At 53.7% G+C, this 25,513-nt stretch carries 20 protein-coding genes, 2 pseudogenes and 1 other annotated feature; of the genes and pseudogenes, 14 read left to right on the forward strand and 8 right to left on the reverse strand.

Going from position 1 to position 25,513, the window contains the following annotated elements; translation table 11 throughout:
- Positions 1-511 precede the first annotated feature (511 nt).
- A complete protein-coding gene (locus BLR97_RS17245; protein WP_139172976.1) occupies positions 512-943 on the forward strand; it encodes a hypothetical protein in 432 nt (143 codons plus the stop codon).
- A gap of 397 nt (positions 944-1,340) precedes the next feature.
- On the opposite strand, the pseudogene BLR97_RS17250 reads toward BLR97_RS17245, so the two are convergent.
- Both BLR97_RS17250 and BLR97_RS20030 read right to left on the reverse strand, forming a co-directional pair.
- Positions 1,341-1,876: pseudogene (locus BLR97_RS17250) on the reverse strand (IS5 family transposase); the annotation flags it as partial.
- Positions 1,877-1,907: 31 nt separating this feature from the next.
- Positions 1,908-2,473 (reverse strand): annotated as a pseudogene (locus tag BLR97_RS20030) (IS3 family transposase); the annotation flags it as partial.
- A gap of 213 nt (positions 2,474-2,686) precedes the next feature.
- Here BLR97_RS20030 and BLR97_RS17265 point away from each other — a divergent pair.
- The 3 genes from BLR97_RS17265 to BLR97_RS17275 all read left to right on the forward strand — a co-directional run bounded on the left by BLR97_RS17265 (position 2,687) and on the right by BLR97_RS17275 (position 5,608).
- Entirely contained in the window at positions 2,687-3,712 is a 1,026-nt protein-coding gene (locus BLR97_RS17265; protein WP_089707808.1) for a TRAP transporter substrate-binding protein, read from the forward strand.
- A gap of 81 nt (positions 3,713-3,793) precedes the next feature.
- Positions 3,794-4,327: a TRAP transporter small permease gene (locus BLR97_RS20210; RefSeq protein WP_089707809.1), complete on the forward strand. Its 534-nt coding sequence runs from the start codon at positions 3,794-3,796 to the stop codon at positions 4,325-4,327.
- Between the two features lie 3 nt (positions 4,328-4,330).
- The gene (locus tag BLR97_RS17275) at positions 4,331-5,608 is read left to right on the forward strand and encodes a TRAP transporter large permease (protein ID WP_089707811.1); all 1,278 of its coding nucleotides are present in this window, start codon (positions 4,331-4,333) and stop codon (positions 5,606-5,608) included.
- A 184-nt stretch (positions 5,609-5,792) separates the two neighbouring features.
- Here BLR97_RS17275 and BLR97_RS17280 read toward each other — a convergent pair whose 3' ends face one another.
- From BLR97_RS17280 to BLR97_RS17295, 4 genes are all read right to left on the reverse strand, one after another.
- The gene (locus tag BLR97_RS17280) at positions 5,793-6,989 is read right to left on the reverse strand and encodes an FAD-dependent oxidoreductase (RefSeq protein WP_089707813.1); all 1,197 of its coding nucleotides are present in this window, start codon (positions 6,987-6,989) and stop codon (positions 5,793-5,795) included.
- Positions 6,990-7,024: 35 nt separating this feature from the next.
- Positions 7,025-7,696: a GntR family transcriptional regulator gene (locus BLR97_RS17285; protein ID WP_089707815.1), complete on the reverse strand. Its 672-nt coding sequence runs from the start codon at positions 7,694-7,696 to the stop codon at positions 7,025-7,027.
- 216 nt (positions 7,697-7,912) lie between these two features.
- A complete protein-coding gene (locus tag BLR97_RS17290) occupies positions 7,913-9,394 on the reverse strand; it encodes an NAD-dependent succinate-semialdehyde dehydrogenase (protein WP_089707816.1) in 1,482 nt (493 codons plus the stop codon).
- Between the two features lie 24 nt (positions 9,395-9,418).
- Positions 9,419-10,651 carry an aminotransferase family protein gene (locus tag BLR97_RS17295; protein ID WP_211605182.1) on the reverse strand — a complete coding sequence of 411 codons (1,233 nt, stop codon included), beginning with the start codon at positions 10,649-10,651 and terminating at the stop codon, positions 9,419-9,421.
- A gap of 341 nt (positions 10,652-10,992) precedes the next feature.
- Here BLR97_RS17295 and BLR97_RS17300 point away from each other — a divergent pair, with 341 nt between their 5' ends.
- The 7 genes from BLR97_RS17300 (at position 10,993) to BLR97_RS17340 (ending at position 20,290) form a co-directional block, all read left to right on the forward strand.
- Entirely contained in the window at positions 10,993-11,214 is a 222-nt protein-coding gene (locus tag BLR97_RS17300) for a TA system antitoxin ParD family protein (protein ID WP_089707820.1), read from the forward strand.
- Complete coding sequence (locus BLR97_RS17305) at positions 11,207-11,497, forward strand: type II toxin-antitoxin system RelE/ParE family toxin (RefSeq protein WP_089707821.1); 291 nt, start codon at positions 11,207-11,209, stop codon at positions 11,495-11,497. The genes BLR97_RS17300 and BLR97_RS17305 overlap by 8 nt, the downstream gene beginning before the upstream one ends.
- Positions 11,498-11,675: 178 nt before the next feature.
- Positions 11,676-11,794 (forward strand) — a sequence feature (AL1L pseudoknot).
- A gap of 647 nt (positions 11,795-12,441) precedes the next feature.
- Positions 12,442-14,148, forward strand: coding sequence for a competence protein CoiA family protein (locus BLR97_RS17315; protein ID WP_139172978.1), 1,707 nt, complete (start codon positions 12,442-12,444; stop codon positions 14,146-14,148).
- A 674-nt stretch (positions 14,149-14,822) separates the two neighbouring features.
- A complete protein-coding gene (locus BLR97_RS17325; protein ID WP_089707829.1) occupies positions 14,823-15,599 on the forward strand; it encodes a hypothetical protein in 777 nt (258 codons plus the stop codon).
- Positions 15,596-16,594, forward strand: coding sequence for a hypothetical protein (locus tag BLR97_RS17330; protein ID WP_089707831.1), 999 nt, complete (start codon positions 15,596-15,598; stop codon positions 16,592-16,594). The genes BLR97_RS17325 and BLR97_RS17330 overlap by 4 nt, the downstream gene beginning before the upstream one ends.
- Positions 16,595-16,703: 109 nt before the next feature.
- On the forward strand, positions 16,704-17,963 hold the full coding sequence (locus BLR97_RS17335) for a hypothetical protein (protein ID WP_089707833.1): 1,260 nt from the start codon (positions 16,704-16,706) through the stop codon (positions 17,961-17,963).
- On the forward strand, positions 17,951-20,290 hold the full coding sequence (locus BLR97_RS17340; RefSeq protein ID WP_089707835.1) for a site-specific integrase: 2,340 nt from the start codon (positions 17,951-17,953) through the stop codon (positions 20,288-20,290). Before BLR97_RS17335 ends, BLR97_RS17340 begins: the two co-directional genes overlap by 13 nt.
- A 251-nt stretch (positions 20,291-20,541) precedes the next feature.
- Here the strand turns inward: BLR97_RS17340 and BLR97_RS17345 are convergent, their stop codons facing one another.
- Together BLR97_RS17345 and BLR97_RS17350 are read right to left on the reverse strand one after the other, a co-directional pair.
- Positions 20,542-21,636, reverse strand: coding sequence for a phospholipase D family protein (locus BLR97_RS17345; RefSeq protein ID WP_139172980.1), 1,095 nt, complete (start codon positions 21,634-21,636; stop codon positions 20,542-20,544).
- The gene (locus BLR97_RS17350) at positions 21,636-22,514 is read right to left on the reverse strand and encodes a hypothetical protein (protein WP_089707838.1); all 879 of its coding nucleotides are present in this window, start codon (positions 22,512-22,514) and stop codon (positions 21,636-21,638) included. Before BLR97_RS17350 ends, BLR97_RS17345 begins: the two co-directional genes overlap by 1 nt.
- 598 nt (positions 22,515-23,112) lie before the next feature.
- Here BLR97_RS17350 and BLR97_RS17355 point away from each other — a divergent pair.
- The 3 genes from BLR97_RS17355 to BLR97_RS17365 are packed head-to-tail and all read left to right on the forward strand — an operon-like array spanning position 23,113 to position 25,507.
- Positions 23,113-23,316, forward strand: coding sequence for a hypothetical protein (locus tag BLR97_RS17355; RefSeq protein WP_089707840.1), 204 nt, complete (start codon positions 23,113-23,115; stop codon positions 23,314-23,316).
- Positions 23,313-23,939, forward strand: a complete 627-nt coding sequence (locus tag BLR97_RS17360; RefSeq protein ID WP_089707842.1) for a hypothetical protein — start codon at positions 23,313-23,315, stop codon at positions 23,937-23,939. The genes BLR97_RS17355 and BLR97_RS17360 overlap by 4 nt, the downstream gene beginning before the upstream one ends.
- The gene (locus tag BLR97_RS17365) at positions 23,936-25,507 is read left to right on the forward strand and encodes a DEAD/DEAH box helicase (RefSeq protein WP_089707844.1); all 1,572 of its coding nucleotides are present in this window, start codon (positions 23,936-23,938) and stop codon (positions 25,505-25,507) included. Before BLR97_RS17360 ends, BLR97_RS17365 begins: the two co-directional genes overlap by 4 nt.
- The last annotated feature ends 6 nt before the right edge of the window (positions 25,508-25,513 follow it).

A 25,513-nucleotide genomic window follows, 5' to 3' on the forward strand; every position in this document is an offset into this window, starting at 1 on the left:
CCGGCTATCAAGTGGCTTGATGACGTTGAAGTAGGCCGGTACCGGCAATCCCGCGGTTCAACACCCCCATTCGGCTTCCTGATGAATGAGGCGGGTTTAGGGTAGGCATACTCAGTCGGTAGACCAAAATAGCCGCTTTATCTATGACGGTAAACCAGCCTTGACCAAAACTCTACGTGTTTACCGCATGGGCCTTAATCTCCTGTCTAGGGGCCATCGTTTTGTCAAGGATCTACATACATGCCTAGGGTGTGGTTAGCGACTCCGTAATACTGGCGGTGGTTACTACAGTAAAAATGTATGATTTTTCTTATAGCTACCTTCAAGCAAGCGCTTACCCGCTACACTTAGGATAAGTCTTGATCAGTAGCAACGAGTAACTCAGCGACAAATATTCCGCTGCTCCGCTCTCCCAAACCGGTGCGTAAGCCAGCCTTGGGCCAGCGACTACTGAAACTATGAGGGACGGGCTATGTGCGAAAACCATAAGCGAGTTGCAGTTGAAATGTACATGCGTCAACACGAGTTCTATGCGGCTCAGACAGCAACAGCGCTACAGTTTCCAATTAAGTTAGTTCTGACATTGAATGCTACTTTAATGGCGGCCTCGCTTCTCCTAGCGAGAGAAGCGGTACAGGCCGGTGATCTACCCCAGTTAATTAACGCTTCGCAGATACCGATGACATTTTTTGGACTAGGTGTAATCTGTGTCCTCATTTCAAGCTGGTTTCAATGGAAACTGTACTCCAAGATCATGTATCGTAAAAGACAGATTCTTAAAGCTGCGGTTAAAGCAAGTAATTGGGTAGAGGCGGTGAGCCCGTTCGTGAACGAGCTGGAAAAATACGGAAAAACCTGGTATCAGGGCGCATGCTACACCTTCGTTGCAGTGTCTTTCTTCTTCTTCCTAGGAGGTGTATTCAATTTGGCAAGGGTGTTATGACGGAACACATAGGCAAGAGATGTTTGAGTTAGCCAAGTGGGTAGTGGCACAAACGAACGTCAGAGCAACCAAAGGCTACGATGGGCGTATTAAAGACCTCTCAGCACTATCTTGCAGCATACGTTTTGAAGTGAAAGGCATTTTGCGTGGTGCTCCACTCAGCCAATAAGTAACGGCAAGGGTGAGAATGCGGGAACGCGTCGATGCTCGTTACCAACTGAGAGAATACATCCTCTACGTCAGTCGATGTTTTGACTTGAAACACCATCAGCTTATGGTCAGCTTGGGCTTGTATTAGTTTATTGAAATCCTAACGTATGCCACCCACCCTGCTGTCGGAGACTTCTATTTCGACTGCTAACGGTATACTAATCACATTTCGATTAGCATCCACGCGCCGCCCTGTCTTTCCTGGCAGATGGATAGTTTCCATCGTGGGCATGAAATGACGAGTGTCGGCGTCCTGGCCCGGCGAGAGCGTGAAGGTCAGCGGCCATCCATGCCGATCGCAGACCAGATGGATCTTGGTGGTCAAGCCACCCCGGCTACGCCCCAACGCATGGTCTACCGGTTCGTCCGGTTCCCATTTTTGCCGCCTCCCGAGGCGGCCCGAGTGGCACGAACGGCCGTGGAGTCGATCATCCAGGTATCCAGATCCATCAATCCATCCTCGCGCAATTTCAGTTGGAGGCGTGCCAGTACGGCGTCGAAGGTGCCATCATCACGCCACTGCCGGAATCGGTCATACACCGTTGTCCAGGGGCCATAGCGCTCCGGCAAGTCGCGCCATTTGGCCCCTGAGAGCAGGACCCAGAAGATGCCGTTCAAGACCTGGCGATCATCCCGCCTTGGCCGACCTATCGTCTGGGGTGGCGAGACGATGTCCTTGATCAGCGACCAGCTGTGCTCGGATAGCTCGTAGCGTCCTGCCATACTTCACCTATGCTGCTGCAGCATGGACAAAATTAGCAGAATCTACTTTTCGTACAAAACCTAGATGGTTGGTGGATACGACGGCCGGTTTGCCGTCGCTATAGCAGCCAGGACGCCTTCGGTAACCCGTCTGAGAGCGTAGTCCCTCTCTGTGCATCAGACGGGCCACTCGGTGCTTACCACAGGCCTCGCAAGCCTCACGCAAATCCTGATAGACCTTGCGATAGCCGTAGACACCGCCGCTTTCAAGCCAAGCATGCTTGATCAATCCCAGCAGGCGCTGATCTTCCCGGTCTCGATCTGACAGGGTATTTCGACACCAAGCGTAGTAACCACTGGGATGCACGGCAATCATGTAGCACAAGCGCCGCACCGGATATTGGCTCGCATGATCCTGAATAAACACGTACCTCAGTCGGAGTCCCTGGCGAAGTACGCGGTGGCCTTTTTTAATAAATCTCGCTCTTCTGATACGCGTTTTAGTTCAGCCTTCAAACGACGGTTTTCCGCTTGGAGATCATCGTCTTCTTGCCGTTGCTCAGTAGGCTTGTCGTAGCGCTTAATCCTTTGGTACAGGCTATGACCTGACACGCCTAAAAAGAACATGGGTTTGATCCCTACACGCGGCGAGCGTGCGGCACTGAGGGCATCAAAGCCAGCCTTCGTGAGGAGTCATCACATGAGTTGCGGTAGACGAAGATTGTGTTACTGTAATACAACGTGGGTGGGCATGATCGGTGACAATGGCACCAACACACCAGCCCACGAATCTGTTGCTCCCAAAAATTTTCCAACAACAGGAGTGCTGATATGATCCGCACTACAAATCTCATCACCGCTGGAACCATGGCTGCCTTCGGCCTCACTGCCTGGTCAGGTGTCGTCGCCAGTGACAGCCACACCATCAAATTCGGGAATGTGATCTCAGCCGGTGACACACAAAACCAGGGTTACGAACTGTTCGCTGAGCAGGTGGCCGAGCGTACCGACGGACGAATTACTGTCGAGGTGTACCCCGACAGTCAGCTCGGTGGTGAGCGGGAGATGGTCGAAGCTACCCAGTTCGGCGATATTGAGATGACTGCGCCTTCGGTTGGTGTGCTTGCCAACTTCGACAAGTCACTCGAGGTCTTCGACTTTCCATTCATCTTCGAAGATGCCGATACAGCCCACGAAGTACTTGACAGCGAACTCGGCGACGAAATGTTGGCAGGTCTGGCCGACAGCGGCTTGGTCGCGCTCGGCTGGGGAGAGAATGGTTTCCGTAATCTGGCCATGACAGATGGCACGGTTCGAGTCCCCGAGGATATGGAAGGCGTCAAACTGCGTACCATGCAGGTGCCAATGCACATTGCATACTGGGAGAGCATCGGCGCGGCTCCCACTCCCCTCTCCTTTCCCGAGGTATTCACATCTTTGCAACAGGGAGTCGTGGATGGTGTGGAGAACCCCTACGAACTTCTCTACTCTGCTCGCTTGACCGAGCCTGCGAACTACCTGACCGAAACCCGGCATATTTATGATCCTGAAGTCCTGCTCATCAACAAGGACTTCTATGAGAGCCTTTCCGACGAAGATCAGGAAATTATTCAGTCTGCAGCCGATGCAGCGATCGACGAGATTCGCTCGCTTAAGGAAAACGTGAGTGATGAGATTCGTGCCGAGATTGAGGCCGCAGGCGGCACTGTCACCGACCTGACGGAAGAAGAGCGCCAAGCATGGATTGACTCTGCCGTTCCGTTCTATGCAGAAAACGCTTCTGAAGTGGATACAGACAAGCTCAAGGCGATTTTGGAAGCGGCAGGCAATACCACCTTCCTTGAAGCCATTCGGTAATTTAGGCTGAAAGTGCCCCTATCTTAGTCAACAGGCTTGGGTAGGGGCTCGTTGTCTTTGTCGCAGAATGGATGATGCCCCATGCTGAAGTGGATATATTCACATTTCGACGATCACATAGAAACCTACTTGGCCACAACGGCTCTAGTCGTGTTTGCATCCTTGGTGATCTTTCAGGTCGTGATGCGCTATTTCTTCAACAGTCCATCCACATGGTCGGAAGAAATTGCACGATATGCTCTCGTCTGGTTCGTTTATTTGAGTGGAAGTTATGCCATCAAATACCAGCGACATGTAAGATTTGGTGTTGTAGTCGACCTCATTGGCAAAAAAATGCCATTTGTGCAACGGATTATTCGCCTTTTTATATTCATTACCTGGCTAGCCTTTCTCATCTACATGTTTACTCTGTCGATTGAGATGGTCAGGAGACAAATGATTACTGGGCAGCTGTCCCCAGGTTCACAGATTCCCATGTACCTCGTGTATGTAGGACTCCCCCTTGGCCTATCCCTGATGTCGTTTCGGGTGTTGCAACACACGATTCGTTCACTCATCGATATCATTCGGAACCCCCTGGCTCCTATACCTCCATCACAGCCCGAAGGTGATTAAGACATGGGCATCAGTATTCTAGCAATAAGCTTTATCGTGCTTCTCATCTTGGGCATGCCAGTTGCTTTTGCTCTTGGCATCTCCTCTATGCTCTCGGTTATCATTACTGAAGTCGTTCCTGTCAACTATCTTACGCAAACGATGTTTGGAGCAGTAGACTCATACTCGTTGCTTGCGGTACCACTCTTCGTATTTTCAGGCGTCATCATGGAGTATGGAGGGCTCTCCAAAAGGCTGATTGATGCTGCCAAAGCATTTGTTGGCCATATCACCGGCGGGTTGCCGGCCGTTACCCTGCTGGGAACGACCGTTTTTGCCATGTTGAGTGGCTCTGGTCCGGCAACAGTTGCCGCTATAGGTGGCATCATGATTCCCGCTATGATCCGGGAAGGTTACGGTCGAGGCTTTAGTGCTGGCATACTGGCGACCGGTGGGGGTGTGGGCATTGTGATCCCACCCAGCATTCCGCTCATCATATACGGAATAACCACGAACACTTCTATTGGTGACCTTTTTCTTGCCGGTCTCATTCCCGGTATTGTAATCGTACTGACCCTCTACATCGTCAGTCGTTACATCTGTAAGAAGAAGGGCTACGGAATCAAGTCAACCAAAGCGAACTGGGGTGAACGTCGCAAGGCCATATGGCGAGCTAAGTGGACGCTTATGATGCCTGTGGTGGTGTTGGGCGGCATCTATGGCGGTGTATTCACTCCGACTGAGGCATCGGGAATCGCCGTGGCCTACAGTCTGGTTCTTGCGACACTGTATCGTGAGGTTCAGCTGTCACAGATACCTTTAATGCTGAAAACCACATTCCTCATTTCTGGAATGATTCTGGTGATCATCGCTACTGCATCTACCTATGCCAGAATCTTGACGCTTGAACGCATCCCCACACTTATTGCCAACTTTCTCGGTGCGCTACCTGTACCGTTCTGGATCGTTCTCGCAGTGATCGTTCTGCTGTTGCTCTTCGTTGGAATGTTCATGGAGACAGTGGCGGGTATTATTCTTCTAGCTCCCATTCTCGTTCCGGTGGTCATGCAGATGGGAATGGACCCGGTTCATTTCGGCATTGTAATGATCATGGCGTCAATGATTGGGTTTGCCACTCCACCTGTGGGTGACAACCTCAATGTGGCCAGTGCCATTAGCGGCTTGTCGATAGAAAAAGTGAGCATAGCGGCGCTGCCGTTCGTGGCGGCTCTAATTGCTATCCTGTTCCTGGTAGCTTATGTGCCACAGATATCTCTCTTCTTGCCCAATTTGTTGGGATGACGTGTTCCTAGTGAACGCGGTTAGTCGTCGGCGGTATCCTTCCTGCGTTCTGCCACCACCTAGCGGCGAGGGTACGTCTGCCTAACTGGGCCGGTTTCAAGTGGTCGTGGCCACTACATGCATACACAGCTAGGTTCGCGACCGACACATGCTCGACTCGGGCAGGTAGAGGAAATGGATAGACTCAAGCTCGCGAAGGACCGCTGGCCATGACTGAGTTATGAGTTGTGGTGCCGTGTTTAGGGTCAAGAATGGAGAAGACCGGGTTTGCCCTTTCCATGAAGCCGATATCCAAGCTGGTTTTTCCATCTACTACCAGTTGGCAAACGATCTCGCCAATGGCGGGAGAGACACGGAAGCCATGCCCCGAAAATCCTGTCACGATAATGACATTCGGATTCTCAATATGCGGGCGGATGTACTCAAGCATTGAGCGCGTATAGCTTTCGACATACGTTTCGACACGGTAGGGTCGGCGGCTGAGCCACGGCAGCATACCCTCGCGAATCCACTCGAACTTGTTCAGCTCCGCCTCGAGCTCAGCCCCTTCGAGCTGTCGAGGTAGCGTGTCGGCATCGCCAGTGGCGTAATGATCATTGAACCCAAGCCCAAGCTTGATTGAGCGCCGATCATGGCTGGGAATACCATAGCAGTATTGAGGAGCCGTCCTCAGGAATGGTGGCAGGTCAATGAAGTCGTCCTGGCGTGCATTGAACCACAATGAGGTCAAGCGTCTTGTCACTACCTCGTCCTGGATATGGGGCACCAGTTTCGATGTCCAACCGCCACAACACATCACCACCCGATCGAATTTCTGCTTACCAGAAAGTGAGAGTACGCTGAGCATAGAGCCTGTAACATCTAGCGCTGTTACAGGGTTAAATTCATGAACGATTGCGCCGTTTCGACGGGCCAGTTCAACGGTGACTTCCACTGTACGCTCTGGCCTAATCACTGCTCCATCTCTGTCCCAGAGACCGAAGGCATGATCATCGAAAGCAAAGTGGGGAAAGCGCCTGCGCAGTGCGGATGCTTCCAGGGGGTCTACGGGTACTTCTAGCGCTTTGGCGGAGTTAAGCGCGCACTGCATCTGGACGTCTTGCTCTCCACCGTATATCAGCACGCCAGTAGGATCGCGCAGCGACTGGCCGCTAGAGGCTTCCAGCTCACGCCACGCCACCGCGGCACGCTCTATCAGAGGGACGTAGGCAGGCTCGGCCATCTCCAGGTTCCAGAAGAGCCGGCTCTCCCCGCCAACACCCGCTGAGGGGTGGCCGGGGTACTCCTTATCGAAGCCATCCACTTCGACTTCGTTGACGCGGCTTAACTGCCACAGTACCTGTGCGCCGATGGCCCCTAGTCCGATGACCGCGACTCTCATTTCCCGCTTCCTTTTTAGTGATTTGGGCACTTTGATTAACGGACGTGAGGCTCACTTCGCGCTTGTATCGCCCGGTTGATAAACGCTTCTGACTCTTCTACATGAATGCGGCTAGCTTCTGCGGCCGTGTCAGGGTCTCCAGTGCGAAGGGCATCCAACAGGTCTCGGTGCTCCTGAGCGATTACCTTGGGTGAAGAGTTTCCCGAGCGATAATAGGAGAGTGCCAGACGTTTTTCGGCCGAGATGCTGCGATAGAACCGCTGCAGCCGTGGACTACCGGTGGCTTCAATAAGCGCTTGATGGAACTGAAAGTCGAGCTTCAAGACTTCGTCCCAGTCGTTTTCATCACATAGCACTTCCATGAAACGTACAGCGCTATCGGCGCTTTTGGGAATCGTCTTGCGTGATGCGAGAATGCGAGCAGTTTCAATCTCGAGTAGCCGGCGTACGGCAAAAAGATCGCGAAGGTCATCTTCCGAAAACTGCGGAACGTATACGCTCTTGTTGGGCTCACGCCGAAGAATGCCATCATGTATCAGCACCATGACTGCAGAGCGGATCGTTTGTCGAGGTACTTGGTAACGGTCCGCGAGTTGCGATTCCACCAACACGCCACCAGGACGAAAGGTACCATCGAAAATCGCCTCGCTGAGTTGTTCGGCAACCGCATCCACGACTGAGATAGTGCGAAGCTTAGGTGTACTCATGGCGGGTGGGAGATACCTTGATTTGGGGAACCAGGTTGGGGGGCCAATCCCTTTAAGCGGTAGTGGCGCGGCCTCCCTTCTCCTGCTTCCTGGGTGAATGAAATATGATGATACCGGGCCTGAGCATCACCTTGCACCCTTGAAAAGCCTATTGTGTAGGGGCGCTCTAGACGACAAGGCCCCGATGGCAGTCGAGGCCTTGTTCACGGGAGACACTCACACGGTGGGGCGACGCGCGATATTGTAGTAACGAATCTCTTGGTACTCCTCTAGCCCTTCGTGGCTGCCCTCGCGGCCAAGCCCGGAGTGTTTCATGCCACCAAACGGTGCAGCCGGGTTGGAGGGAACCCCATTGTTGATGCCAACCAGTCCAGTTTCCAGCTCGTCGGCGACATTGAGTGCACGGTCGAGGTTTTCTGTGAAAACGTAGCTGGCCAGCCCGAACGGCGTATCGTTCGCTCGCGATACCACCTCCGCCTGGGTCGAGAAGCGGGAAATGGCCGCGATGGGGCCGAAGATCTCAGTGTTCGCGATTTTAGCCTCTGCCGGCACGTTATCGAGCACGGTCGGGTCAAAGAAGTAGCCGTTTCCTTCCGGGGCTTGTCCTCCGGTGCGCAGCTCGGCACCGTGCGCAATGGCATCACTGACAAGATCCTGAAAGTTGTTGACGGCACTACGGTTGATCACCGGCCCCAGGCCAACGCCATCGGCGATTGCGTTGCCGACCATGACCTCAGACATCCGCTTGCTGAAGGCCTCGACGAAAGCGTCGGCAATACCGTCTTGCACATAGAAGCGGTTTGCCGCCACGCAGGATTGGCCCCCATTGCGAAGTTTCGCCAGCATCGCCCCCTCCACGGCGCGGTCAAGGTCAGCGTCGTCGAAGACGATGAGCGGCGCGTTGCCCCCTAGTTCCATCGAGCTCTTGACGATGTTTTTAGCCGCAAGCCCCATAAGCGTGCTGCCCACACTGGTGGAGCCGGTGAACGAAACCTTCCGGACCCGAGGGTCCGAGAGTACCGCTTCGCTGAAAGCGGCAGGGTCCGCTGTGGTGACCACGCGCATCAGCTCACGCGGTACGCCGGCTTCTGCCATCAGCTCGACCGTCAGTAAGGTGGTCAATGGTGTCAGGGCCGCCGGCTTGATCACTGATGCGCAACCGGTGGCAATTGCCGGAGCGATCTTTCGCGTGATCATCGCCATGGGGAAATTCCATGGCGCGATGAGCAGTGCCAGGCCCACGGGAGCGCGTCGTGTCAGTATCGTCGAGCCTCCCGCCGGATTTTCACGATACCCGCCGGCCGGGCGCAGCAGCTCTTCAGCATACCACCGTACGTAATCGGCGGCATATTGCACCTCTCCTTGGGCCTCTGCCAGTGGTTTGCCCATCTCGCGACTGATGACATAGGCCAGGCGCTGCTGATTGGCGATGAGTACCGAATAGACGTTGTGCAGAGTGTCGGAACGCAGCCGCGGCGTCGTCTTCGCCCAAGTGCGGCCAGCCTTATCGGCTATCGCTACCTCGGCCAAGGCTTCCTGAGGCGTCATGCTGGGCAGGGTAGCGATGCGCTCCTCCGTGGATGGATCGAGGACGGCAAATTCCTTGTCGCTGGGCGCATGGTTGCTATAGCCGGGCAAGCTCTTTAGGGCTTCATCTGAAGCGGCTAGGCGCTCCGGTGATGGGATTGGTAGCTGCATGGTATTTCTCTCTCAGTTTTTAACTTATGCCGAGGCCTGGGCCTTGCCTGACCGTATGTCGTCGAGGACGTGTCGAACTCCGTTAACGAGGTCGCGCACTTCCTGATCTGTCGTGATGAAGGGCGGGCTGATCTGCACAGAGTTGCCCCGCAAGGGACGAGTGATGAAGCCGAGGTCGAGAATCTGGTCTGTAACCCATTCCGCCTGAACCTCATCATGCAGCTCAATTGCGCCAAGGAAGCCACCGACCCGCGTGGTTGCTACGAGCTCATGCGATTCGATCGCCGAGAGCTCACCGGCCAGCACTCGCTCAAGCGCTGCCGAGCGTTCCACCAAACCCTCGCGTTCGATGATTTCTAGGTTTTTCATCGCTAAGGCGGCGGTAACGGGGTGGCCTGAATAAGTAGTGCCGTGGCGGTATACTGGTGAGGCGGCCCCCAGTTCAAAGAAAGGCTGCCACACGCGGGGGGCAACGAATATCCCACCCAGAGCGGCATAGCCGGAGGTAACGCCTTTAGCAAAAGTGATGATATCCGGCTGTAGTGCATAGCGGGTCGAGGCAAACATGGCGCCGGTCCGCCCGAAGCCGGTAATCACCTCATCGGCTATGAACAGGATGTCATTCTCATGGCACAGCCGCTGAATTTCCGCGAAGTAGCCCTCGTGCGGAGGGTGAACCCCACCGGTTCCCATCACGGGTTCGGCGATATAGGCGGCGATGTTTTCCGCACCGATGCGGTCGATGGCTTCGGCGAAGGCCACTGTAGAATGCTTGTCGATCCGCTCGGTGCCATCGACCAGAGAATCCGTGCCGTAACCTTCACGGTTGAAGTCGAGGCCAGCGACACTGGTGCCATAAGCGTGGAGCCCATGGTAGGAGTGTTCCCGACTGATGACTACCCTCTTCGATGTGTGGCCCATCTGGTTCCAGTAGCGGCGCACCAACTTCAGCGCCACGTCAATGGAATCAGAACCGCCGCTGTTCAATATCACTTTGGCATCGTCGATGGGGGCCATACTAACGAGCGTTTCCGCAAGCGCTAAGGCCCGATCATTCGTGTAGCGGCCGAACACATGGTAGGACTCGAGCGTCTTCATCTGTTCGTAGGCGACTTTCGCCATCTCCTCGCGCCCGTGGCCGATATTTGCATACCACAGTGAAGCGGTGCCATCGAAAAGTTTGGCGCCCGTATCCGTAGTGAGATAGGAGCCTTTCGCGGAGACCACCTGGATCTGTCGGCCGATCACAGAGGGCATGTGCGCTTGAGCACTCCACAAAGCCGGAGTTGTCATTCTATTACCTATCGAGGTTGAGCTGAAGCTAAGAAAAATTGTTGTACAATTGCCTTTCAACACTGATTGTACTGCTGTATTACAATTTGTCTAGAGCAGTGACACCTCAGAATCCACCTATTAGTAATAGGATTCATTTGCCTTTACCGCTGGGCGATGCAAAAGCTGCCCGCTGAGTCGCTAACGCTCCGCGTTGCGGTTGCTTTTTCGCGATAGCGGAACAGCAACCCGACAACATCGTCATGTTGCAATTTGCATCAATTGTGGCCAATTGCTACAGTTAAAAACTCAACGTCGGAGGTAAAATGGCTACGAACAGCATTCGCTTAGATCAAAAACTAATTGAAAAAGCCACTATTATGGCCAAAGCGCTTAATCGGACCCCGCCCAAGCAAATAGAGCATTGGGCAAAAATCGGCGAGATGATGGAAGACAACCCGGACCTATCGTATGAGTTTGTAAGGCAAGCTATCATCGCGCAGGCAGAGCGGGACGCCGGAAAGCTAGAGGCCTACGACTTTGGTTAAAGCCACCAGCGTATTCCAGACCCCTACCTTCAAAAAAGCGGTGAAGAAGCTCAAGCCCAATCAGAAAAAAGACCTTGATTTGGCCATCAAGGATCTAATGGCCAACCCCAATATTGGTGAGCAGAAGAAAGGGGATCTGGCCTTTCTGCGAGTCCATAAATTCAAAATGAACAAGCAACTGACTTTGCTGGGTTACAGTTTTGATGATGGCGCTCTTGTCCTTGAATTGATGGCCCTGGCCACACACGAAAACTTCTATCGGGATATCAAGCACAAGAAGTAACGGTGTAACGTCCGAGCACAGCTGCGACAGCGACGCCGGTGCGTACTGATGACGGCTCCATCAGAGAAAAGTGGCTGAACCCAGCGCCCAAAACCAAGCTCCCCACTGATCTGCGAAGTCCAATTCCCTAGTTGCGCATGCCCTTGGGCGCCTCAGCCCTTTTCCTCGATCAGTGTCCTGTCCGCTTTGCGATGGGCAGATCCTCCTGCGCCGCGACAAGTAATGATTAACTTTATCGATGATTACCGATCGTTGTACGGGGTCGAGCCGATCTGCCGTGTTCTGCCGATTGCCCCGTCGACGTACTATCAGCATCGGGCCCTACCCCGTAACCTACGTGAACGCTAGCAGCGGGCCGAAATTCAGCGCGTCTGGGAAGATAACGTCGGTGTCTCTACGTTATCCGTCACGTCTGACGTCAAAGGCTCCGAAGAAGGCACGCCGGTGGGCTCGCTGCACCGTCGTTCGACTGATGCACCAAATGGGGCGGCGCGACGTCATACGTCGTCATAAGTGCCGCTTATCGCTAATCGCTTATTAAAAACAACACGTTAACAACAACAGAAAAGCGATGTTCTGATGTGAGTTGTACTGTGATGGCACTCAAAGAACATCATCATGACGCATCGTGTAAGTAGGCTTCTGCATGCCTTCTTCCTGGCCACCAACGTCAGCAAGTTCGACTGGCGCCGGTGTGGGTGCAAGAAAAGGCTCCACCGACATGGCTAAAATTCAGAAGAAGGTTGGTGGCCTCAATGACTCAGGTATCTCACCAGGCAGTTGCGAAGAGACCATGCTACACACCTAATTGCATCCCAAATGCTCCAAAGGCATCATTATCAAAGGGTAGTCCTCTATCAGGTGGCGTCGCCAGCCGCCTCGAAAGTTCTGCTTAATGTTTGAAAGGTGTCACCACTCGGCGAATTACAACCGAAGATTGCCCTATGCAGCCTATGCGTAACCCCTACGCCGTTCCTTATGCTGAAAAAGATGGTTGTCTGGTACCACCCAGCGAAGAGCTCCACCAGCAAAAGCTTGAGGCAGGCTGCATCTGCCCTGGGTGTCATGTACCCCTCACGGTCCGTCGGTCCAAGCTCAACAACCTGCATTTCGTCCATGTGGCCGGCAAAGCCTGTTCGGGTGGTTTCGAGACCGCGGTTCATCGCATGGCCAAGCAGATCATTGAGAACGAGGCCCGCTTATTGCTCCCGACGTACACGCACACCTTCCGCGAAGAGGTAGCAGGAGAGGAAATTAAGCAAACAGCCAAGTTCTCAGCGAAATGGACACGCCTTGCCAATATTCGACAGGAGACGCGCCTTGATCGCTGGGTACCGGATGTCTCGGCCACCCTGCCTGATGGCACTTCCATCTACATCGAGATCTTTGTCACCCATGCAGTAGAAGAAGCCAAGTCAGAGGCGATCACGAACCTGGTTGAAATCGACCTGAGTAAACTATCGGATGACATTATCTTCGACCCTGACCGCTTCCGAGACCAGGTTCTAGCCAAGGCCTCCCGCCACTGGTACCTATGCACACTCTTCGATCACGACCGCAAGTTTCAATGGGCAGAGTCACAGCTTCGCGAAAAGGTGACCGGGCGTAAGGAATGGCTACACAACAAGCTCGCCGTCAGGCAACAGCACGCTCGCGATCTCGAACACCTCGAGGCAGCTTCCAGTGGCGAACTGATCCGGGAGCACACTGAGGCGGTCCGCTCACACCCCAACGTGGAGCAGCTCAATCAGTGGCTTCATTTCGTGCAGCAGAAAACGCCTACCTCACCCGACAATAAAAGCCTCGAAGAAAGCGTCGGCAGCGTGGCGGGTGTTATCGGCGTGGACCTTGCTGGCTCATGGATATTTAACGCCGACAAGCGCGTTTGGCAGGGCTACCTCATTGCCCGATTTGTCACTCACCCAACCCAGTCCACGTTTACCTTAGACGACGCCTATACGGCCGTCATGGCGAGGTACGGCGCACTGGTCTGGATGGAGAGACTCTCGACACTGAAGCACGCAGGGCTGGACTATCTTGAAACCCTTTCAAGCGAAAAAAAGCGACACAAAGGCACCCCGCGGCTGCTCTACCTGGAACCAGAAGAACTCCCCGGCATTCATTCAGCGAGATCGGTCATCAAGGACTATCTGGATTACCTCTCTCACCACCCAGCCAACCTGCTCGATCGGCTGGGCAACGCAGGGCATTATCAACCGAGATATGAGTCACCGGAATCCGCTGGCGCCGTCATCAATCAGAAGATGGCCGCACGGGTTTCGCGCGCTAGGCTTCATGGACACAAGATGCGGGCAGCAAGCCTAGTGGTGGACACCAGAAAAGCACAAGCCAACGACAATGAAACCCATGCGCTTGCCAATGCAATTGGCCCGCAATCAGCAGAAGCGAGCCTTGCGCTTGATCGAGAAAGTCGAAATGAGGCCTGCATCGAGAAGCTACAGTTAGCGTTTGACGCTGGCTTCAGGCAAGTTGCCTACTGCTCCAACTGCCGGCATGTGACCCACTTTTCAAATCAGGCAAAGCCTTGTGCGAGCTGTCGCGTCGGGCGCTACCGCTACGCACCCATTGGCCAACGAGATGCTACTTATCATAGACGGGGATTCACGATGAAACCCTGGCATCCCGAGTAGCTGGTCAAACATCCCCACCGGCTATATCGCTTCACCTGGCTACATTCCAAACTCTAAAGACTATGGCTCCGACGTCGCATCCGTCACGAGCAACCACTGCGAACCACATAGCAGCGCGCGTCGTGCCAGCAAGCGTCGGGGGTAACGCAGGGGTGTGCCACGATTACCATCATTCCCAAAGATATTGGCCAACCGTTCTCATTCTGCATCAATAAGACAACTGGTTTAGCGCTGCTCTGGCGCCTGTTGTCAGTGGCGTTCTTCATAGCCGTAGCAGGCAGGCGGCTCTTCCTCAGGCGTTGATTCGCCGTGCTCGGTTGGTTCATGGCGAGCGCCTTTTGGGCGCGTAATGCCCGTCTCCTGAGGGCTTTACGAAGGGTGCCGATGTACAGCGATATCCCGATCCTGGCGTAAAGTCATCGCGCAGTTCCGGGAGTGTACCAGCGGTTTGTCGGTGGCAATCTCACGCAGTTCTGGCAGGTGGTCAGGCTAGACCTTCATGGGGCAACCTCGGTACGCCATGATGACTGCTCCCGATGATCAGGAACATAGACGCAGACAGGCACATGCTTTTCGTTTTGCTCAGAATTTTTTTGCCATGTCAGGGCAAATATCAAAACCCTGCCCCTTATTACTAGGTGAAAGGAATATTTAACTCTTCACCTGAGGTCGAAATGTGCCAACTAAAAATCCCACTGCTAACCAGACATCCAGTTTTCATCCCGGTCAGTGTCACTGAGCGTTCCGTTTATGAGCTATTAGGCGATCGTCTGGAGCATCGAGTTGAAAACAACGGCCCGGTTCAATTGATGCACCCCCCGGTTTTGTTGATTCAGGAGGGCGACGAGGACGTCTTAAATTCAGAATCTCTAATCGCTCAACTGAAAAACGGTTCGGGTCGTCCACTCGTTCCGTCATCAGTTGTTACATGGGTCATTGAAACTGAAACGGTTCCGGCAGCGTTGTTGAGGTTTATTTTTGGCCCCCTACAGCGAATGTATTATCAAACAAAACACATGAATGGGGAGCTGTTGTGGCGCGCCAACATGCGACAGCTGTGGGATGACCCATTTCTGCGTTCCTGTGTTGAGGAGTCGTTTTTCGATGGGGTTACGCTAGAAAGCCGTCACTACAAACAATTAATGAGTCCACTACAACTGTCCAGCCGGTCGATAGACGGCCAGCTAGCGCTGCTCCGATCTCAGTCAGAAGCGCCTCAGGATGATCTACAAGACTCAGAGCCAGCCCCCGCCGAGCAGACAATGCAACCTGACGAGAGTGGGGTTGCGGCCCATTTGAATTCCGATGCGACTCCTCATTGCGGTGATACAGAAAAAAAACCGGCAGAACAACAGCATGGCCGTCGTTATGTGCGCTTTAGTCCAGAATATGTCAATAAAATTGTGGCTCAGCTAAAGGCTCGCGAAAACTCAGAGGAGAACGAACAATGAATCAGAAGCGACCCTTTCCAGATGAGATAAAACAGCGCTGGGACAGCGCGGTAAAACCGCTGAATTTGTCGAGCGCTCAACAGCAATACATTACTCAGCTCGTTCGCTATGCACAACCGCCGTTAACGCTGGATGGATTTAGGCTTGCCGCGACGTTCTACGATCATGATTGCGACCCTGATAGCCACGTGGAGGCAAAATTGCTTACCAGCGCTCTCAGCACGGCAAAAGAAGCCAAACTCGGTTCGCACTATCCGGTTTTTTTCGCGCTCACAACGCCGCGTCTATTAGGGTCATTGAACTGCCCTGTTTCGCATGCGGCGCGCGTACTTCTAAGTGATTGGTTTTCCGAGATTGAAGAATCCAAATCCGTTTCGCGCGGCAATTTTTACCGGCACCTGCTGTCTGTCCGGCACATATTACGAATTATTATTGACGCCGGCTGGCACGAGAAATCGCCATATGAAACTCATTCATCGTATTTTCTAGATGCGATTAGGAGTAAATATTTACAGTCTCCACGATCTAGAAACGAGCAACACTATAATGTGTTTGTTGCACTTGCCACACACGCATTATCACCCGGCGGAATAATCCGGGACACGGGTAATGGCGGCGGGGGCAAAGGCACAGGCAGCACCGAAAAGAAATCGATAGACGCTTGGCACGCAGAGCACCTAAAGCGTTGCGTCACCGTTCCCAGCCCGAAAAGGCGACGCGTGAGCACAGCTAAACACGATGCCCAGCTATTGTCTCCCCATCAGCTGACGGATCCTGAGTTACGGGCTATGGGTCTGCAGCATAAAACGCCTAAAACCCCACAACGCTCAACGAGCGAAGAAGAAACTGAGGCAACAACGCTTCAACGCTCAACGGCCTCGACGTTAACTCGCCATGATGACCGCCGATTCGCGCAACGTTGGACCAGTGCGGCACCGACCTCATCACTGGCCACTGTGAGTGATTTATCCAGGCTCCCCCCCCTCCCGAATTGACGAAATTCTCAGCATCCCTATGGATGCCATTAGCCAGGTATTTATGAGATTACTATTGGCAACGGGCCTCCCACCGCGGCGACTCATGAGCCTAACCGTTCGATCCCACATGAACGACATATCCAATCCGGCTCAATCTGAAACGCCACATTTAATTTCGGATGGGGATGAGGCCCAACTCTGTTACCGACTGCTGAATGGCGCGAACCCAGATCCCCGGTCACCACAAAATCAATGGCTCGCCTTGGTGTTACCAACCGCGTTAGCGCAGCCACTATTAACTCATGCGACAGACGCAAAAACCCAGCAGCCCTTTCGCGGCATTTATGCGTCGGTAAACCGGCAGTTAAAACGTTATTTTCGTGGCCAACCGGGTATCACACCGACCATCAATCGAATTACCAGCGCCAGTTGGCTATGGCGCAGACCCAATGCACGCGATGACACCTCAGCAGGTATGTTTTCAGGCCAATTTGAGCTATCTCTGTCCGCACCTGCTGCCTATCGCAGGATTTCGCGAGCAGAAATCCAAAAAACATTTAATTCGACATTGGCTCACCTAGGTGTCGCCACTGATACATACTCGCCGTCAGCAACATCGAATTTCCAAAATTCGCCTTCTCATATGGGATCTGCTGTGGCGTGCAACGCACAATTTTTTCAAGAAATTTTTCAAAGCTTGTTGGGCAACATTCGAGCGGCATCAGCTCCCTGTAGCGAATGGTATTCAGGAAAACCGTTTCCGCGTGAGTCGCTCGCAACCCTCTATCAATACGTTGCCGCTTATGAGCTCCTGGGGTGGCAGTTATCCAGCGGCGCACGTCCCCTCGGAAAACGCAGTCAAAACCGTATTGGAAAATACCTCCAGTGGGTACAGGACAAAAATTCCTCGCAGGGCACCGAATCGCGCGTCATCCCCGTGGCCGCCGATACTCGAAATGGTATTACCGCGCTTCAACGCTGGACGCAATCGCTTATCTCAGTGCTATCGCAGCAAGATTTTGTCCTGAGTGATCAACGCAGCGGCGTTCGTGATACGCCCGCATGGTTAACCACGACTCACAAAGGAAAACGCTTTCTTTTGCGCGACATGACGTGGTCTGACATGACGTCACTGTCGTTGCCTGGGCTGTCAACGCAGCCCAATAACGTCACCCGGCATTCGTTAACCAGCTGGTTGCGCTTACACCTACCAGATGCACAGTTGGATGCGCTCTTAGGCCATGCGAGACATGGCCGAAATCTGGTGTCACCGCAAGGGGCAACCGCTCTGGGCCAACAGACATTATTGCGCACTGAGTTAGCGCGTTGGCTAAAACAATCGGGATATCAGCCCATCCATTGGGAGCGTTTACCATGGAACATTTGAATGCTGAGAGCCTGCTAGGTCACTGGAAATCGGAACGGCATGTGTTAATGGAGCCGAGAAGAGAGCCTGACACACGCTGGATATTGGAAGCGGCATTGGGTCATGAGAACTTTCGTACCTTGTCTATTCACCGCGATGAAGTCAGTGCACTGATAAGAGGCCTATTTTTCTGGCGCCGTGCCCACGACCGTCCTATTTCCATGCACCTAGCTCACCAGCGGGTTAACCGCGTGATGGAGCATTTGAACCAGGTCGCGGGTATTGAGGGCGTGCTGATTCCCGAACCGATTCCCGTACATCGCCCGACCGCTCTCCCCCCCTCGGCCCAGAGCTTTTCCGCAACGGAACAAATGCTGGTTTTAGATAAAAAATTATTAACGTGGTGTCGCAAAACGACTACCGCAGACGCGTGGTTACTGGTACTGAGCCAAAACCTGATGGCGCGTTTAGGCATGAGTGAGGCCGTATTATTAGGCACGCTGGCATCGTTAACGCGTCAGCATATTCACCATAAAACGCTGATGGTTCCCTCTAGCCCTAATGAAAGTTTAGACACAGGTGGGCATTACCACGTCAGCTTGCCGCGAGATGTATGGATTCCTCTACGCGCTGTATTGCAAAAAACCAAGCATGATGAAGAGGATTCATGGTTATTTGCCACCAACAAACACCCTAGCAGCCTCCCTTATAAACAGCGGCGGCTAAAATTACGTCAACGCCTGAAAGCGGTCACGAAACGATGTGCGAGCGAGTTAAAATTCTTACCAGACAGCGATCAATGGAGCGCCTTGCATAGCTGGCAGGCCATCGTCAGTGCCTCTCGGTACGTGCCTGTGATGCGAGATATACCTCCGCTGTGGGCCACCCTTTTGCGGCATTATCCGTTGCCCACATGTACACATGTCCCGCTGTTAGCGTCGCACGAGCTATCCCACTCATACGCGCCGGGTGACAGCCATGGGAGACTGCCTGACAGAGGGCCTATTCGCGCAACACGTGCACCACTAGATGAAATAAGGACCCCTGAACTTGGGCAACAAACCCAACCCGTTGGCGTCTCAGAGATACCAACTGAACACCTTCCACCCGATTGGCACCGACAAACAAAAAATATACTGCAACAATTTTTGTCCGAAGTGGGCCATCTCCCCAAAAAGCGCCTGAATAGCGACCAGTTGGAGGACAGCATGCAGGAAAAGCTGCTTGCCTACGAACAGCGACTCAACCGGTTTATCGGCCACCAAAACCACTACCCATTCTGGGTGTTGCATTTCCTGTATTACCAAATGCGCACGAAGGGTAATGAGCTCAGTTCAACACGCACCCTACTCTCGCGACTAACGCCGCTAACATTGCTCATGCATGACGCTGTGCTCGATATGAGCGACTGGGATGACGAGGTCGTGCTGGAGCTGCAAATGGCGGCGGAATCAGGGACACGTTGGGCTGATTCAACACGCCAGCGTTTTATCAGTAGCTTCCGTCAGCTAATGACTTTTTGCCAAAGCTACGGCCTCTTAGAGGGCGTTTCTCTTCCTCGCAGCACCACGTCTGCATTATCGCCGAGCACCTTAAGAACGCGTATTTTGACACCCGACCATCTGCAGACTGTCTGGAGTAACCTGACACAGGGAGTACCGGACGGTGATCCTCGGCAGATGATGGGGCTAACGCTGGCACTGGGTTTTTACGGCGGCCTTCGCGCGTCTGAAGTGTTATCACTGACGCTGAATGACGTGGTAATGGATCCTGTGAGCACTTCGCCGCAGGGAACATGCTGGGTCGAAATTCAGGGCGGTAAAACCCCGGCGGCAAGACGCCGAGTCGGCTTGCACATCATGGCGCCGCCGTCCGTGATAGGGCACATGCATCGCTGGATCATGACGCGTCGCGATGAATGTTCCGCTGTGCCGCTTGAGGACATTGCGCTATTTGGCCCACGTCATAATCCACAGGCTTACACCCGAGAGGCGCTGATCACACCGGTCATCCAATGGATGCGTTTCGTGCTTGGCCAGGATATCGATTTTCATGGTCTCCGCCATGCCGCTGTATCCTGGACGCTGCTCAGACTGCATGCAGCTCAGCACGAGGATTTCAAAAATTCGCTTCAGCACCGACATCATTGGATGTTTCAGCCAATGTCTTTGCGAGATATGCTGAAATACTTTTGTGGCGCTGAGAGGTACGACACGCTTGAGAGAGGTACGTTACTGTTACATGTCGCCCAGTGGATCGGACATCGAGAACCGAGCACGTTACTCAGGCACTATGCGCATACGCTAGGGCTGATTCATAGCCATGTGCTGGCGCCAAGTAATTCTTAACTGTACAGCCCGTATCGACCTGGATCCCAGGTCGATACGGGTGTCCAACCCGACTTGTCGCCACGTTAAGGGCAATGTCTTCCTCACCCAGTTCAGTTGCGCTTGAAACTGAGAGAACGGACACCGTGAAAGACCTTCATGTCTGGCTGTCCTTGACGCATCGGGTGGCTCTCAGGCAAAAGGACCTTGCCATACTGAATCAGTAAGCAGTGTAAACCCGCCAGATACCCAGGTGCCTAGCGCGTTTACCATTAACTGACCTCCTTACTGTACGCTTGCTGCAGTTCAACTAAGAACCGCTGATTGTCTTCCCAGGCTTCTGTAAAACACCAAGGGGCATTGTCTACAGACCACATCAGCTTGGGATAATCGCCACTGGCAAGAAGCTGTTTGATCAGATGCTTAACGACGGGATCACCGTCAATATCAAAAGGCGGCGTAACATCCGAATGGCTTGGCAACATAACCGCAAGCAGGGTGTAGTCCTCTTCACCATCTTCGACGACCCCACCTGATATCAGCTGATCGACACGCATCCAGTAAGGAGACATTCCTAGATTGGGCGTGCTATCCCCTTTGGCGACCCAGATAATCAACCAGTCCCCCACACGCACATCATCTCCTTCAACCAGGTTGGTGTAGCCATCGAAATATTGTTCGGGCTGATGAACACCTATCTCAGGAACTGCCTCACGCACATTCGATTCGTTCAAAATAGGCTTTTCATCCTTGTCAACCCAAGCCAACCAAACACACTCATAGCCAGGTTTCCAATCCAGGATGGTACCCTGCGGACGTTCACCGCCTTCATTGGGAAGCACGTTATTACGACGGGCTAAGTTCCACTTGGGCCACAATTCACGAATCATCGAGCGTTGCTTATCCGTGTCGTGAACAGCGCCTTGCTTGAGGGTTTCAAATACGTCGTGAGCTTGATCAACACTCTTTGAATCCGTCAAGTACACGGCGGCTTCGTTCAGCCCACCGTCAAAACCATTCTGACTAAGGTTGGCGCTCCCGATCAGGCAAGCATCATCGCCAACAAATAGCTTGGCGTGCAGCGTATTACGGAAGTAGACACGGAAATCATGCTGATTGGCTTCATCAAGCAGCTCCGTCAAGGCACCAGGGTAGGAGCCAATCGTGGGCGAGACGACGATCGCTTCAAGTGCGTCTAGGTTTGTCAGGTACTCTTGCCATCCACTGCCCAAATAAGCCACCGCCACATGCGTGGGCGCTACCTCGGCTAGTGTTGAGCGGAGTTTCTCGGGGACTGTTATCACCATGATGGCAATCCTTTGCTGAATGAAGTTATGAGCGTTGTGATACGGCAGCGTATCGGACACTACCCGGCATCATACGTATTGAAGTGAAAAGCATGTTGCGTTGTACACCACCCCGCCAATAAATAACGGCAAGGGTGTGAATGCGGGAACGCATCGATGCTCGTCATCAACCGAGAGAATACTTCCTCTACGTCGGTCGGTGTTTTGACTTGAAACACCATCAACTTATGGTCGGCTTGGGCTTGCAGCAATTTATTGAAGTCGTAACGAATGCCACCCAATCTGCTGTCGGAGACTTCTATCTCGACTGCTAGCGGTATACCGATCACATTTCGATTAGCATCAACGCGCCGCCATACGGCATCGTATAACCACTCTCCACGTTTTGTAACTGGGTTCGGCAACACCTGAAATCCCAGGCGCTGGCCTTCTTCCGCCAGTGCGACTTTAATCAGGTGATTTTTTTCAGGACTGCGCCATATCATGCGCTTCCAGTGGGCTTCATCCCCGTGCTTGGCTAGTGCCTTTTGCTTTTTCTCCGCGATGGCCTGTTGCTCAAGACGCGATAAAGTTGCCTGTAACCAAGGAAGCAAGTCAGTGTCATCACGTCGAACGTCCGCTGCATCACTGCCAGCGCCTTTGGGCAACCATTCTATTCGAGAGGCACCGTCTCCCAAGCGGAGCAAGCCATCACGGGCTAAGGGTTGGCCCTGCTCAGTACGCTGAATCATCAGGTTATCCAGCCATGCCATCAGCGAATCACGTAGACCGCTCGCTTTTAACTGAGTTTGACCATCGTTCTGTAAGAAAAAGCTGGCGTGATCCAAGCGGTTTTCGTCACCTTCTGCCCAGAACACCACTTCGCCACGGATTGAGGGGGATTCCGTACACTGAGCCAGCAAGGCATTGAGCTGCGTTGTATCTTCGTAAGATGTCATGTCACATCCTTATCAGTGTTGAGGGAAGTTTAAGCCTGCATGCAGCAACGCCATTTACCCAACTATACCGGTTCTTATCCTCGCCACTGCCCTCCTCTAAACGAATTGTTCCTTGCGTGAATGTTGTTATATTCCGTGTGATTAAGAGTATGGCGGATGAAAAATGTTCTGGCTTGATACTGAACAACACTAAACCGTGATGTGATGCCGCTTATGTCGAACATATCGTTGTATCCGACTTTGATAGCAGAAACTTCACATGTGAAATCACAGGATAGTAACGGGTGTTGTAACCGAACCCTGGTTTCCAGTCCGACCTCGCCTAGTACTTTACACGGCCCACATCCCCTGATATCTTTCCAGTAATCGAGTCAAAAGCTCGATCGGGTTTGGCGACCCATACAACTCTAGGCGCACAAGCGCCCCTGCCATGGCTGGCGCTGTTTTTTTGCCTGCCATGTTTATGGCGGTCGTGCGTGGGAGACCTTCGGGTCTGCCGGTGTCCTAGAGTGCCGGTTCGCCAACCTGCGTACGGCCGCCCCCAGTGCTGTTTGGCGACAGCGGGGACGGCTCCTAAAACTCTAGGAGCAAACGCTATATGGTAAAGTCCACCCTCTCTCCTCACCGTAGTCACCGTGCGCGCGCCGCCGCTCACCGTGCCATGGCCATCGCCGCCTTAACGTCGAATAGCAGCACCCGCGTGCGCTATCGCCGTTACAATGCCCATATGCAAAAGGCGACCACCCTCCTCCGCCTTGCTCATTACACAGAAACATCCTCCTTACAGGAGGTGACCGAATGAGCCAGCCTGCCTCTTCTCTACTCCCCTCTCGTAAAAAACGTTGCACGACCTCCAAAGGACGCATCATCGCCGAAGCACTGGATAATCAGCTGCTGCACTTCGCGCACACGGACACGCGCTTCACGATCGCCAAGGTGCGTAATGCCCTCCTCGCTCAACCGGAACTGGCAGACCACAATAAGACGCAATTGCGCTATCACGTCCGTGACCGGCTCAATAAACTTGAAGAGATGGGGCTTGCAGAGCGCGTGGACATCGAAGGCCAGAACCGCCCGATTTACCGCCTGATCCTCGATGACAGCGATGCGTCCTGTGACGAAGTCAGCGCCGAGGCCACATCACCGGTCGACACAACTCACTTAACACCGACATCAACGACTGACGACACCGACGATTTACTCGCCTTTCTTGAGCGCGACCGCCATCAACTAAGCACACAAATGCAGGCCGCGATCAGTGAAGCGGAATATTACCAGCAGGTCCTTACGCGCTACCCGCAGGAGAAATCGCGTATTTCGCCGTTACTGGACAAGGCGATAAAACGCAGTGGCACGCTGAAAGGCCAGTGGGACGCCAATCTCACGCTTCGCCATCAGCTGACAGCCCAGGAGGATTGCGCATGAGCCCTGCGACTCCTCCTCAAACCGTTGTTAACGCTACCCCTCAGCATAAGCCATTGCGTCGCTGGCAAGCCGAATGCCTGGCGCATGCGCTGGAACGGCTTTCCCCACAGACCCCACACTTTCTGTGCCAAGCCACGCCGGGGGCGGGCAAAATGCGGCTCGCCGCCGAGCTCGCTAAGGCGCTCATCACGCAGGGCGACATTGACTATGTCATCTATGTGGGGCCAACGCGTGCCGTGGTTTCAGATGCCCGTGATTCCCTCAGCCATGTGCTCGATAGCGCCATGGATGGCCAACTGGGCGCCATTGGTATGGCACTGACTTACCATGGTTTGCCCAACCGCCTGGCCGCCTTGATTCGTCTCTGCCGGCAGTGGCGTATTTTGCTTATCTGGGACGAAAGCCATCATGCCGCCGCGCCGGGCGGCTTAGTCAGCACGCCCAATCAGTGGGGAATGACGTTAATGGCAGTGGAGCGTCATGTCCGCTATACGCTAGCGCTGTCAGGGACGCCCTGGCGTTCGGATGGCAGTTGTCTACCGCTGTTGCGCTATGTCGACGCCCCGGAGCAAGCGGGAGACGATACGGATGACGAGAATGACGCAGCTGATACCTCGACTGGCCCCTCCAAGCAACAGCTAATGCCTGACTATGTGTATACGCTCAAGCAGGCCATTCTGGATGGTGTATGTCGCTACCCCCATATCGCCCTTGTGGACAATCGCGAGATCGGGTTGACGCACAAACACCCCATATCAGGTCGTATGGAAGCACGTCAGTACACCAGTATTGTGCAGCTACTTCGGCATCCCGCCGTACAGTATGCACAGGTCGTGCGTGAACAAGCGCCTCAAGGCCATATGTTGGCTTTGGGCATGGGACGTTTAAACACCCTTCGTCAGGACGACCCAAGCGCAGGTGGATTGGTCGTTGCGTCCAGCATTGCCCATGCGGAAGACATTGCCCAACAACTTGAAGCTGCCGGCCAAAGCGTTTGTTTAGTGACCAGCCAAGAGCCAAATGCGCATGCCAAACTGGAAGCGTTTCGGGATGCGATAACCCCATGGATTGTTTCCGTCGGCATGGTCTCGGAAGGCGTCAACCTACCGCGTCTAAGGGTCTGTTGTTACCTCAGCCACATCCGCACAGAGCAATTCTTTCGTCAGGTGCTGGGCCGCATTATTCGTCGCCAAGGCAACGAAGACACCACCTGTTATTTCTATGCATTGAATGAAACCCGGCTGCGCCGTTTTGCGCGGCGTTTAACCGATGACCTCCCCAATGATCTGGCTAAGGTGACGCCACCCGGCAACACCGCTAGGGCCACTGACGCGCAAGATACCACGACGACGGCAGGCGCTACGGCGTCCAGTGGCGATGAAGGTGACACGGAAGCCGACCCACTTACCGAAACAGCGGGCTCCGATGACAATTCGGCCACAGCGACGCCGAATCTATCGATAAGTTTTGAAGAGAGAGCAGAGACACAGGGTGTTGCGATGGGAGCTGACGTGGCGTTTTCGCAGGCGTTTTTCGAACGTTTGGTCGCTTTGAGCTTAACGGACTGAGGGGAT

This window comes from Vreelandella arcis, assembly GCF_900103865.1.
In the GTDB taxonomy this organism is placed as follows: domain Bacteria; phylum Pseudomonadota; class Gammaproteobacteria; order Pseudomonadales; family Halomonadaceae; genus Vreelandella; species Vreelandella arcis.